The organism is Rhodococcus sp. NPDC058532, assembly GCF_042719255.1.
GTDB lineage: Bacteria > Actinomycetota > Actinomycetes > Mycobacteriales > Mycobacteriaceae > Rhodococcus_G.
The window spans coordinates 24,680-37,478 of sequence record NZ_JBHXNU010000003.1; the positions used below are offsets into that span (position 1 = coordinate 24,680).

Annotated in this window: 6 protein-coding genes and 1 tRNA gene; 4 read left to right on the top strand and 3 right to left on the bottom strand. The window is 71.9% G+C overall.

The annotated features are described in order from the left end of the window. Nucleotides 1–140 precede the first annotated feature (140 nt). Both rph and rdgB read left to right on the top strand, forming a co-directional pair. The gene (gene rph / locus ACFWQG_RS04665; protein WP_378506428.1) at nt 141–923 is read left to right on the top strand and encodes a ribonuclease PH; all 783 of its coding nucleotides are present in this window, start codon (nt 141–143) and stop codon (nt 921–923) included. Then, a complete protein-coding gene (gene rdgB / locus ACFWQG_RS04670; protein WP_378506429.1) occupies nt 916–1,530 on the top strand; it encodes an RdgB/HAM1 family non-canonical purine NTP pyrophosphatase in 615 nt (204 codons plus the stop codon). Before rph ends, rdgB begins: the two co-directional genes overlap by 8 nt. A gap of 154 nt (nt 1,531–1,684) precedes the next feature. Here rdgB and ACFWQG_RS04675 read toward each other — a convergent pair whose 3' ends face one another. The 3 genes from ACFWQG_RS04675 to ACFWQG_RS04685 form a co-directional block, all read right to left on the bottom strand. Next, nucleotides 1,685–2,044 (bottom strand): DUF3817 domain-containing protein, encoded by a 360-nt coding sequence (locus ACFWQG_RS04675; protein ID WP_378506430.1) that lies wholly within the window; start codon nt 2,042–2,044, stop codon nt 1,685–1,687. Continuing rightward, nucleotides 2,041–2,442 (bottom strand): transcriptional regulator, encoded by a 402-nt coding sequence (locus tag ACFWQG_RS04680; RefSeq protein ID WP_378506431.1) that lies wholly within the window; start codon nt 2,440–2,442, stop codon nt 2,041–2,043. The genes ACFWQG_RS04675 and ACFWQG_RS04680 overlap by 4 nt, the downstream gene beginning before the upstream one ends. 83 nt (nt 2,443–2,525) lie before the next feature. Next, a tRNA-Leu gene (locus ACFWQG_RS04685) sits at nt 2,526–2,607 on the bottom strand. A gap of 424 nt (nt 2,608–3,031) precedes the next feature. Between ACFWQG_RS04685 and ACFWQG_RS04690 the strand changes: the two genes are divergently transcribed. Together ACFWQG_RS04690 and ACFWQG_RS04695 are read left to right on the top strand one after the other, a co-directional pair. Continuing rightward, nucleotides 3,032–12,325 carry a fatty acid synthase subunit beta domain-containing protein gene (locus ACFWQG_RS04690; RefSeq protein ID WP_378506432.1) on the top strand — a complete coding sequence of 3,098 codons (9,294 nt, stop codon included), beginning with the start codon at nt 3,032–3,034 and terminating at the stop codon, nt 12,323–12,325. Continuing rightward, a complete protein-coding gene (locus tag ACFWQG_RS04695; RefSeq protein ID WP_378506433.1) occupies nt 12,326–12,739 on the top strand; it encodes a holo-ACP synthase in 414 nt (137 codons plus the stop codon). Nucleotides 12,740–12,799: the final 60 nt, after the last annotated feature.

Below are 12,799 nucleotides of genomic sequence, written 5' to 3' on the forward strand. Positions count from 1 at the left end.
TCGCCGCCCGGCGGCGTTGTCGTCGGCGCCGATACAACAGCGGTATCGGCTTCTCCTCCGCCTTGCCGGACGACGATTGTCCGGCCAGGTGCATCCGAGAGGGATTAGGAGACACGCCCTAGTCAACTAGGCTCACCGGGGTGAGCAGACGACTGGACGGTAGGGCGGACGACGAGCTCCGCGAAGTGAGGATCACCCGGGGGTTCACCAGCCACCCCGCCGGGTCGGTGCTGGTCGAATTCGGCAACACCCGAGTGATGTGCACGGCGAGCGTCGAGGAGGGCGTGCCGCGCTGGCGGAAGGGATCCGGGCTCGGCTGGCTGACCGCCGAGTACGCGATGCTGCCCGCCGCCACCCACACCCGCAGTGGACGCGAGTCCGTCAAGGGCAAGGTCGGCGGCCGCACCCAGGAGATCAGCAGGCTCGTCGGGCGGTCGTTGCGCGCCTGCATCGACCTCGCCGCGATCGGCGAGAACACCATCGCCATCGACTGTGACGTCCTGCAGGCCGACGGCGGTACCCGCACCGCCGCGATCACCGGCGCCTACGTCGCGCTCGTCGACGCGGTCAGCTACCTGCGGGCCGCGGACCTGCTGTCCGACCCGCAGCCGATCTCGTGCGGCATCGCCGCCGTCAGCGTCGGCGTCGTCGACGGCCGGGTCCGCCTCGACCTGCCGTACGAGGAGGATTCGCGCGCCGAGGTCGACATGAACGTCGTCGCCACCGACACCGGGACGCTCGTCGAGATCCAGGGCACCGGTGAGGGCGCGACCTTCCCGCGCACCACCCTCGACCGGCTGCTCGACTCGGCGCTCGCCGGCTGCGAGCAGCTGTTCGAAATCCAGAAGCAGGCGCTGGCCCTGCCGTACCCGGGCGAGCTGCCCGAGCCGAAGTCTCCGGAGAAGAAGAAGTTCGGTGCCTGAGACCAGGCTGCTCGTCGCGTCCCGGAACGCGAAGAAGCTGAACGAGCTCCGGCGGGTGCTGGAGACGGCGGGCATCGAGGGAATCGAACTGGTCGGGCTGAACGAGGTCCCGGAGTTCCCGGAGACCCCCGAGACCGGCGCGACGTTCGAGGAGAACGCCCTCGTCAAGGCCCGTGACGGTGCCGCGGCCACCGGGCTACCCTGCGTCGCCGACGACTCCGGGTTGGAGGTGGACGCGCTGAACGCGATGCCGGGTGTGTTGTCGGCGCGGTGGGCGGGCGGGCACGGTGACGACGACGCGAACACCGCGCTGGTGCTCGCGCAGCTGTCGGACATCCCCGATGAGCGGCGTGGCGCGGCGTTCGTGTCCGCGTGCGCGCTGGTCGTGCCGGGCGGGGTCGAGCGAGTCGTTCGCGGGACCTGGCCGGGATCGATCGTCCGGCAGCCGTGCGGCGACGGTGGATTCGGGTACGACCCGGTGTTCCGGCCCGAGGGGGAGGAGCGGACCGCCGCGGAACTCACCCCGGCGGAGAAGGACGCCGCCTCGCATCGCGGCAGGGCGCTGGCGCAGCTGGTGCCGGACCTCGCCGGCCTCGTCGCGCCCTGACCTCACCCGAACGACGCTCCCTTGAATGACCGCCCCCTTGAATGACCGAATGGGGCTTTCGATCAGTTCAACTGATCGAAAGCCCCATTCGGTCATGAAGGCGGGGGCGCGGGGGGTGCGGAGGGGTGGGATGGAGCAGGATGCGGCGGAGGGGCTAGACGCCGAAGTCGGCCTTCACCTGCTGGGTGCGCTTGTGCTCGACGAAGAACGACAGGAACGGGATGGTGCCCGCCAGCAGGGTGCCGACGGTGCGCTTGGCCGACCAGCGCACCTTCACCGCAAGGTCCATCGTCAGGATCAGGTACACGAAGTAGACCCAGCCGTGCACGATCGCGATCCACGACGGCAGGTCCTCCACCTTGAAGATGTACTTCGCGACCATCTCCGCGGTCAGGACCAGCAGCCAGATGCCGGTGACATAGGCCAGCACCCGGTAGCGCAGCAGCGCCGCGGCGATCTTCCTGGTGTCGCGGACGTCGGTCGTGGTGACGGTCTCGTCGGGGGCCGTGCTCACGTGGTGCTCCTATCGGCCTCGCCCGCTCGGAGCTGCGCGAGGTAGTTGTTGTACGCCTGATGGGCCTCGTCGTCCGGGTTGGCGGCGTCGAGTGAGTCGGGGGCCTGCGCGGTGCGCTGCGGCAGCAGGTCCGCGGGGATCTCGCGGGGTGCGTCGCCGTTGACCAGCTTGTGCTGTTCCTCGGGGGTGACGTCCTCGAGCTGTACGAATCTGCGGTATGCGTACACCACGAACGCCGCGAACAGCGGCCACTGGAACGCGTACCCGAGGTTCTGTCCGGTGCCGCCGACCGCCTCGAACCGGGTCCACTGCCAGTACCCCAGGGCCAGGCAGGCTGCGGCCGCGACAACGACGAACACGATCAGTGCCGGGCGGCGGCGGGAGGGTGTACGGACCACACCACGACGGTACCCGAGGGTAGAAGGGGGGAACCCGGTGGTGGGCGAGGTGACGGTCACAGCGGAGATGTGTCCGACAGTTGTGCGCGAGGGGGGACTTGAACCCCCACGTCCGTTGGACACCACATCCTAAGTGTGGCGCGTCTGCCATTCCGCCACTCGCGCGTGCCGAAACAGACTACGCCACGGCACCGTCGCCGAACGTGCGGCTCGGAGGAGCTGCGGCCTGCGGCCGCCACCGTCAACCGGGACCCGCTAGCCGGAAAGGTAAAGACCGGGCACTCCCCACCCAGTGATGTAACGGTTATATAACAATCAACATGAGGACCTCCTCATGTTTGTTACCGACGGGTTCTCGGCGCTGCCAGCGCGTTCGTTCCCTACTTGAAAGTCACTTGGACGACCGTCCTGTGATCCACATCACGCCTACTACCTGGTAGAACGCCGTCGGCCACGGTAAACGTGAGGATTCCCTCATGATCCTGTGTCACCCTGTTCGCACCCCCGAAGAACCATCCGCGAGCGCACGGACGCGCCCGTCGACCGGTTGTGACGTCGGCGGGTTCCGACCAGGAGAGGACCATCCAGCGTGACGATCGACGAGAGCACACCACTGGGTAACGGCGACGGGAACACCGGTTCCCGGTACGCGCCTGCCCGGACCGGCGCCGCGAAGTCACCCCTGCGTGACCGGCTCGTCGCCGGCGAGCCCTACGCCCTTGCCTTCGGCGGGCAGGGCGCGGCCTGGCTCGAGTCACTCGAGGAACTGATCCGTGACAACGGGATCGAGCCGGACCTCACCGAACTCGTCAACGACGCGGCAGCGGCCCTCGCGCCCGTCGCCACGGACCTGCTGGTCGTGCGGCCCATCGGCTTCGACCCGATCGGCTGGATCCTCGAGCGTGACGTCGCCGACGAGGACGCGACCGACGCCGGACCGTCCGTGGAAGCGCTGACCTCCGCATCCGTCTCGCTGCCCGGCGTCCTGCTCACCCAGCTCGCCGCGCTGCGGTCGCTGCGCATGCAGGGTCTCGACCCCGCGCAGATCGCCCCGGTCGCCGTGATCGGGCATTCGCAGGGTCAGGTCGCGGCCGACTCCGTCGCGGACGGCGGCGCCTCCGACGGCGAGCTGCTGGCGATCTCCCAGCTCATCGGTGCCGCAGCGGTCCTGGTCGGCCGCAGGCGCGGCCTCATCGGGGTCGGGGAACGGTCCCCGATGCTCGCCGTCTCCGACGTCGACCCGGCCCGCATCAAGGGCATCGTCGACGAGGTGAACGCGGGCGTCGACGCGGACCGCGGTGTCGTGATGGCCATCCGGAACGGGCGCCGCCGCGTTGTGCTGTCCGGCCCGCCCGCCCAGCTCGCGCGCGTCCAGCAGCGGGCCGAGCAGGTTGCCGCCGAGGAGTCCGCCGACCGCGAGGCCAAGAAGCGGGGCGGGGCGGTCTTCTCGCCCGTGTTCGAGCCCATTGCCGTCGAGGTCGGCTTCCACCACCCCGCCCTCACGGACGCCGTCGACACCGTCGGCGCCTGGGCCGCCCGCTGCGGCCTCGACGTCGAGCGCGCCACCCGTCTGGCCCGCGCCTGCGTCACCGACACCGTGGACTGGGTCGCCGACGTCGACTCCGCGGTCGACGCGGGCGCCGCCTGGATCCTCGACCTCGGTCCCGGCGACCTGCTCACCCGGATGACCGCGGGCCCGCTGCGCGGCACCGGCGTCGGCATCGTCGCCGTCGCCACCCGCGCAGGCCAGCGCAACCTGCTCACCCCGGGCGCGGTGCCCGAGGTACCCAGCGCGTGGTCGTCGTTCCGGCCGTCCCTGGTCACCCTGCCCGACGGCAAGGTCGCCACCTCGACGGCGTTCACCCGGCTCACCGGCCGCTCGCCGATCCTGCTCGCGGGCATGACCCCGACCACCGTCGACCCGAAGATCGTCGCCGCCGCCGCGAACGCCGGGCACTGGGCCGAGCTTGCGGGCGGCGGGCAGGTCACCGAGAAGATCTTCGCCGACCACGTCGCCGAGCTGTCGACGCTGCTCGAGCCGGGTCGCGCGGTCCAGTTCAACTCGATGTTCCTCGACCCCTACCTGTGGAAGCTGCACGTCGGCGGCAAGCGCCTGGTGCCCAAGGCCCGCGCGGCGGGCGCCCCGTTCGACGGTGTCGTCGTCACCGCGGGCATCCCGGAGCTCGAGGAGGCCGTCGCGATCATCGGCGATCTCGACGAGGCGGGCATCGCCCACGTCGCGTTCAAGCCGGGCACCGTCGCCCAGATCAAGTCCGTGATCCGGATCGCCGCGGAGGTGCCGGACTTCCCGGTGATCGCGCACATCGAGGGCGGTCGCGCTGGCGGCCACCACTCGTGGGAGGACCTCGACGACCTGCTGCTCGCCACCTACGCCGAGCTGCGCCAGCGGCCGAACCTGGTGGTCTGCGTCGGCGGCGGCATCGGCACCCCGGAGCGGGCCGCCGACTACCTGACCGGCCGCTGGTCCGAACAGCTCGGCTACCCGGCGATGCCGGTCGACGGCATCCTCGTCGGCACCGCAGCGATGGCCACCCTCGAGGCAACCACCTCGCCCGAGGTCAAGCAGATGCTCGTCGACACCCCCGGCACCGACGACTGGGTTGCCGCGGGCACCGCGACCGGTGGCATGTCCTCCGGACGCAGCCAGCTCGGCGCCGACATCCACGAGATCGACAATGCCGCATCCCGCACCGGTCGCCTGCTCGACGAGGTCGCCGGCGACGAGAAGGCCGTCGCGACGCGTCGCGACGAGATCATCGCGGCCCTCGACGTCACCGCGAAGCCGTACTTCGGCGACGTTGCCACCATGACCTACGAGCGCTGGCTGCGCCGCTACCTCGAACTGGCCGTCGGCATCGACTCCGCGAAGGAGTTCGACTGCGGCACCGACTGGGCGCAGGCGTACGCCGAGGCGACCGAGTCGGTGTGGCTCGACATCACCTGGCGGGACCGGTTCGCGCAGATGCTGCAGCGCGCCGAGGCCCGGCTGCACCGCAACGACCGCGGCCCGATCGTCACCCAGTTCGCGGACGAGCAGATCCTGGAGCGTCCCGAGGCCGCGCTGTGCACCCTGCGGGCCAGCTTCGCGGACGCGGGGACCACCGTCCTGCACCCGGCGGATGTCGCGTTCTTCGTCGCGCTCTGCAAGACCCCGGGCAAGCCGGTGAACTTCGTGCCGGTCGTCGACAAGGACGTGCGCCGCTGGTGGCGGTCCGACTCGCTGTGGCAGGCCCACGACCCGCGCTACTCCGCCGACCAGGTGTGCATCATCCCGGGCACCGTCGCCGTCGCGGGCATCACCAGGGCCGACGAGCCGGTCGGCGACCTGCTCGACCGATTCGAGAAGGCCACCACCGACGAGTTGATCGCCGCGGGCGGCACCCCGGTCGCGGTGGCAGCCCGCCGCCACACCGAGGGCACCGGCGCGTTCGGTGTCGTGCTCGGCGCGCCCGACGTGCTGTGGGCGGGCCGCCTGACCCGCAACCCGGTGCACCGCCTCGGCGACCTCGCCGCCTGGACGGTCACCGACACCGATGCCGCGCACGCCACCACCGGTGCGACGCTGCGCGCGCGGGACGGCGGCCGGGTCGAACTGCGGGTGCCGCTCGTCGGCGACCGCGCGGTGACCATCGCGATCACCGTCCCCGACTCCACCCGCGACGGCGGCGCCCCCGTGGTCACCGCGGAGGACGCCGAGGCCGCGATGTCGGCCCTGCTCGGCGTCGCCGCCGGCCAGGACCTGCCGACGGTCAAGGGCGACGTCGCGCGGCTGAACGTCGCGTGGATCCCCGACCTGGTCGCCGACCACTCGGGTGTCACCGCGTCGGGGCTGCCCACCTCGCTGATCCCCGGCACGTCCGCGGCGCCGGACGTGCTCGTCGGTGCCTGCTGGCCCGCCGTGTTCGCGGTGCTCGGTGCCGCACAGACGCGGGCCGGGGTGCACGCCATCGAGGGCATGCTCGACCTGGTTCACCTCGACCACGCGGTGCACCTCGTCGACGCGATCCCGGCCGACGCCGCGGTGCTCACCGTCAAGGCCGAGGGCGTCTCCGTCGTCGACACCGACCTCGGCCGGGTCGTCGAGGTGCACGTCGAGGTCGGCGCGATGCGCGGCGAGCAGGGCACCGCCGCCCCGACGTTCGCGACGATGGTGGAGCGGTTCGCGATCCGCGGCCGCAGCGGCCGGGCCGAGCTGGCCGACCCGCGGCGCGCGGGCGGTTCGCTCTCCGATGCCGCCGCCGACACCCCGCGCAGGCGTCGCCGCCAGACCACGATCGTCGCGCCGCGGCACATGGCCGCATTCGCGCAGGTCTCCGGCGACCACAACCCGATCCACACCTCCGACAACGCGGCGCTGCTCGCCGGTCTCGGCAGCCCGATCGTGCACGGCATGTGGCTCTCCGCCGCAGCCCAGCAGGTCGTCGTCGCCGTCGACCCGGAGGCCACCGTCCCGGCCCGCCGACTGACCGCATGGACCGCCCGCTTCCTCGGCATGGTCCGCCCCGGCGCCCTGATCGACGTCCGCGTCGACCGGATCGGGCATGACGCGGGCGCCGAGATCGTCGAGGTCGGCTGCCGCGTCGACGGCGAACTCGTCATGGTCGCGACCGGCCGCACCGCGGCCCCGAAGACGGTGTACGCGTTCCCCGGCCAGGGCATCCAGCGCCCCGGCATGGGCCTCGATGCCCGGGCCCGGTCCAAGGCCGCCCGCGAGATCTGGGACCGCGCCGACAAGCACACCCGCGACACGCTCGGCTTCTCGATCCTCGCGATCGTCCGCGACAACCCGACCGTCGTGAAGGCCAGGGGCGTCACTCACAAGCACCCGGACGGGGTGCTGCACCTGACCCAGTTCACCCAGGTCGCGATGGCCGTCCTCGGTGTCGCACAGGTCGCGGAGCTGCGCGAGTCCGGCGCCTTCGTGGAGGGCTCCTACCTCGCGGGTCACTCGGTCGGCGAGTACAACGCGCTCGCCGCGGTCGCCGGGGTGCTGCCGCTGGAGGCAGTGCTCGAGGTGGTGTTCCAGCGCGGCTCCGCGATGCATGCGCTGGTCCCGCGGGACGCGAACGGCCGCTCGAACTATCGGCTGGCCGCGATCCGGCCGTCGCAGTTCGGGGTCGACGACGCCGACCTGACGGACTTCGTCGGTGGCGTCGCCGAGCAGACCGGCGAGTTCCTGCAGATCGTGAACCTGAACCTGCGCGGCTCGCAGTACGCGATCGCTGGCACCGTCGCCGGCCTCGAGGCGCTGGAGACGGAGATCGACCGCAGGCGCGCCGAGATCGGCGGCAAGCGGGCGTTCATCGTCATCCCCGGCATCGACGTGCCGTTCCACTCGAACGTGCTGCGCGGTGGCGTCGACGACTTCCGGGAGCGGCTGCTGGGGCTGCTGCCCGAGCAGATCGACCCGGCGATCCTGATCGGCCGCTACATCCCGAACCTGGTGCCCAAGCCGTTCAACCTGGGCCGGGACTTCATCGCGGAGATCGCGGACCTGGTGCCGTCCGAGCAGCTGAACGCGGTCCTCGCCGACTTCGACACCTGGACAGCGAAGCCCGTCGAGCTGACCCGCGTCGTGCTGGCCGAGCTCCTCGCCTGGCAGTTCGCCAGCCCGGTGCGGTGGATCGAGACGCAGGACCTGCTGTTCGGCGACGTCGCCGACGGCGGACTTGGGATCGAGCGGTTCGTCGAGATCGGCCTTGCCGCGACCCCGACCGTCGCGAACCTGGCCTCGCAGACCCTGAAGCTGCCCGGTCGCGTCGGCGGCCCGGTCGAGGTGCTCAACATCGAGCGCGAGGCCGGGATCGTGTACTCCACCGACACCGACCCGGCGCCGGTCGAGGACGACGAGCCGGCGGCTCCGGCCGCGGACGCCGCGCCCGCCGCTGCCGCTCCGGCTCCCGCCGCGGCGCCCGCGACCCCGTCCGGCGGCCCGCGTCCCGACGACATCGCGTTCGCCGCGTCCGACGCCACCAACGTGCTGATCGCGCTGTGGACGAAGCTGCGCCCGGACCAGATCGGCCCGGCCGACACCATCGAGGCGCTGTGCGACGGTGTGTCCTCGCGCCGCAACCAGCTGCTCGTCGACCTCGGCTCCGAGCTCTCGCTCGGCGCGATCGACGGTGCCGCGGACGCCGACATGGGCTCGCTCGCGGTGACCGTCAACAAGCTGGCCCGCACCTACAAGCCGTTCGGCCCGGTGCTGTCCGACTCGCTGAACGACCACCTGCGCAAGGTGTTCGGCCCGTCCGGCAAGCGGCCCGCGGCAATCGCCGAGCGGGTCACCAAGGTGTGGGAGCTCGGCGCGGGCTGGGCCAGCCACGTCACCGCCGAGGTGGCGCTCGGCACCCGCGACGGCGCCAGCGTCCGCGGCGGCGCGATGGGCGGCCTGCACGAGGGTGCGCTCGCCGACGGCACCACGGTCGACGCGGTGATCGACGCGGCCGTGCAGTCCGTTGCCGGACGCCGCGGGGTCGCGGTGTCGATGCCCGCCGCGGGCGGCGGCGCCGGCGGCACCGTCGACGCGGCCGCGCTCGGCGAATTCACCGAGCACATCACCGGGCGCAACGGCGTTCTCGCCTCGGCGGCCCGACTGGTCCTCGAGCAGCTCGGACTGGCCGACCAGGCAGTGGCGGCGCAGCAGGATGCCGACACCGAACTGGTCGACCTGGTCTCGGCGGAGCTCGGTTCCGACTGGCCGCGGCTGGTCGCGCCGTCGTTCGATGCCCGTCGGGCGGTGTGGTTCGACGACCGCTGGGCGTCGGCCCGCGAGGACCTGGCCCGGCTGTGGATCGGCGATCACGCGACCGTCGTGTCCGTCACCGACGCCGACTTCACCGGGGCGGGAACCGCGGTCGCCGCGCACGCCGACTGGTGGAAGCGTCGCGCCGAGACCGAGGGCCGGGAGGAACTCGTCGGCGTGTACGCCACGATCGCCGAGGCCGCACGGGTGCAGGACGCGCTGACCGGCCCGTGGTCGGATCAGGTGGCGGTCGTCACCGGCGCCAGCAAGGGCTCGATCGCCGCGGCGGTCACCGGGCAGCTGCTGCGCGGCGGGGCGACGGTCTTCGTCACCACCTCCCGGCTCGACGACGAGCGGCTCGGCTTCTACAAGAGCCTCTACCGGGCGAACGCCCGCGCAGGCGCCTCCCTGTGGGTGGTGCCCGCGAACATGGCGTCCTACACGGACGTCGACGCGCTGATCGACTGGATCGGGCAGGAGCAGACCGAGACGGCGGGCGGCGCCAAGAAGCTGGTCAAGGAGGCCGCAACCCCGACGCTGCTGTTCCCGTTCGCCGCGCCGCGGGTGATGGGCGAGCTCTCCGACGCGGGCGCCCGCGCCGAGATGGAGATGCGGGTCCTGCTGTGGTCGGTCGAGCGGCTGATCGCAGGCCTGTCGACGATCGGCTACGACCGGGACGTCGACACCCACCTGCACGTGGTGCTGCCCGGCTCCCCGAACCGGGGCCTGTTCGGCGGCGACGGCGCCTACGGCGAGTCGAAGGCGGCGCTGGACGCCCTCGTCGGCCGCTGGAGCGCCGAGCGTTCCTGGGCCGAGCGGGTCACGCTGGTGCACGCGCTGATCGGGTGGGTGCGCGGCACCGGCCTGATGGGCGGCAACGACCCGATGGTCGACGCCGTCGAGGCCAAGGGCGTGCGCACCTGGTCGACCGACGAGATGGCCGAGCAGCTGCTCGGTGCCTGCACGGCCGACACCGTGACGCAGGCCGCGGTCACGCCGGTGACCCTGGACCTGACCGGTGGCCTCGCCGATGTCCAGCTCGACCTGGTCGCGCTGTCGCGGGAGGCGGCCGAGACCGAGAAGGGCTCGGAGGCATCCGAATCCGAGGGCAACACCATTGCGGCGCTGCCCGCGCCGCCGCGGGTCATCGACGACCTGCCCGCCCCGGCGTGGCCGGAGCTCGACGTCACGCCCGCCGACCTGGTCGTCATCGTCGGCGCGGGCGAGCTCGGCCCGTACGGCTCGGCCCGCACCCGCTTCGAGATGGAGGTCGACGAGCAGCTGTCGGCGGCGGGTGTCCTCGAACTCGCGTGGAACACCGGACTGATCGGCTGGGAGCAGGACCCGACACCGGGCTGGTACGACGCCGAGACCGGCGAGCTGGTGCCGGAGGAGGACATCGCCGACCGCTACCACGACATCGTCGTCGAGCGCTGCGGCATCCGCAGGTACGCCGACGAGGGCGCCATGGTCGACAACACCATGCCGCTGATGACGTCGGTGTTCCTCGACAACGACCTGACCTTCGTGGTCGGGTCCGAGGCCGAGGCCCGCGCGTTCGTCGATTCGGACCCGGAGCACACCGTCGCCGCCCCGCAGCCGGACGGCGGCGACTGGCAGGTCACCCGGCGGGCGGGCACCGAGATCCGGGTGCCGCGCAAGGCGAAGCTGACCCGCACCGTCGGCGGCCAGATCCCGACCGGATTCGACGTCACCACGTGGGGCATCCCGGCGGACATGGCCGGTTCGGTCGACCGGGTCGGCCTGTGGAACCTGGTGACCACCGTCGACGCGTTCTTGACCAGCGGTTTCACCCCGTCGGAGCTGCTGCGTTGGGTGCACCCGTCGACGGTCGCGAACACCCAGGGCACCGGCATGGGCGGCATGATGTCGATGCGCTCGCTGTACATCGACACCCTGCTCGGGGAGTCGCGGCAGAACGACATCCTGCAGGAGGCGCTGCCGAACGTCATCGCCGCGCACGTGATGCAGTCGTACGTCGGCGGCTACGGCGCGATGGTGCACCCGGTCGCGGCCTGCGCCACGGCCGCGGTGTCCGTCGAGGAGGGCGTCGACAAGATCCGGCTCGGGAAGGCGACCTTCGCGGTCGCGGGCGGCTTCGACGACCTCGGCATCGAGGGCATCGTCGGGTTCGGTGACATGTCGGCGACCGCGAAGTCGGAGGAGATGGCCGCCAAGGGCATCAGCGACCGCCGGTTCTCGCGGGCCAACGACCGCAGGCGCGGCGGATTCGTCGAGTCCGCGGGCGGCGGCACCATCCTGCTGGCCCGCGGCGACGTGGCCCTGGAGATGGGGTTGCCGGTGCTCGGTGTCGTCGCGTGGGCGGGCTCGTTCGCCGACGGCGTGCACACCTCGATTCCGGCCCCGGGCATCGGTGCTCTCGGCGCGGGGCGCGGCGGGCAGGACTCGCAGCTGGCGCTGTCGCTGAATGCGCTCGGTGTCACCGCGGATGACATCTCGGTGATCTCCAAGCACGACACCTCCACCGCGGCCAACGACCCGAACGAGGCGGAACTGCATGAGCGGCTCGCGGCGGCGTTGGGCCGCAGCGAGGGCGCCCCGCTGTTCGTCGTCTCGCAGAAGAGCCTCACCGGTCACGCGAAGGGTGGAGCGGCGGCGTTCCAGCTGATCGGCCTGTGCCAGGTTCTCGGCAAGGGCGTTGTTCCGCCGAACCGCAGCCTGGACTGCGTCGACGACAAGATGGCGGAGTTCGCGCACCTGGTGTGGCCGCGGGAGGCGCTGCGTTTCGGCGGGCAGTTCCCGCTCAAGGCGGGCCTGCTCACCAGCCTCGGCTTCGGGCACGTGTCCGGGTTGATCGCGGTGGTGCACCCGCAGGCGTTCGTCGAGTCGGTGCCCGCCGACCGGCGGGAGGCCTACCTGGAGCAGGCGAGGAAGCGGACCGTCGACGGCCAGCGTCGCCTCGCGTCCGCGATGTGCGGCGGCGGCGACCTGTACGAGCGGCCCGCGGACCGGCGCTTCGGCGGTGACACGGTGCCCGCGAAGGCGGCCCGCGAGCTGGAGGCGGACGTGCTGCTCACCGAGGCCGCGCGCCTCGGCGACGGCGACGTCTACAGCTCCGGACTGCCGGGGTGCAAGTAGATGGCGATCCTGGGCATCGGTTTTGACCTGGTGACGGTCTCCGAGTTCGCGGAGCAGCTGTCCCGGCCGGGCACGGCGATGAAGTCGAGCTTCCGGCCGGGGGAGCGGCGCTACTGCGAGGGCAAGGCCGACCCGGCCCGGCACTACGCCGTCCGCTGGGCGGCGAAGGAGGCGGTGATCAAGGCGTGGGCGTCGTCGCGGTTCGCCCGCCCGCCCGCGGTCGGTGACAACGCCTACGTGCAGGTCGAGGTCGTCAACGACGCCTGGGGGCGGCCGACGATCAAGCTGCACGACGAGGCCGCGCAGTTCCTGCCCGGCGCGATCATCCACCTGTCGCTGACCCATGACGGGGACATGGCGGGGGCGATGGTCGTCATCGAGGAACCCGACCTGGTCGCGCCGGTCGCGCGCTGAGACGACGGACGGGGGGCAGCAGGGGGGGGAAATCCACCGAAGAACCCCGCCCTTTTTCTT

Coding starts and splice junctions, on each gene's coding strand:
- ACFWQG_RS04695 (WP_378506433.1), top strand. CDS start 12,326: ATGGCGATCCTGGGCATCGGTTTTGACCTGGTGACGGTCTCCGAGTTC.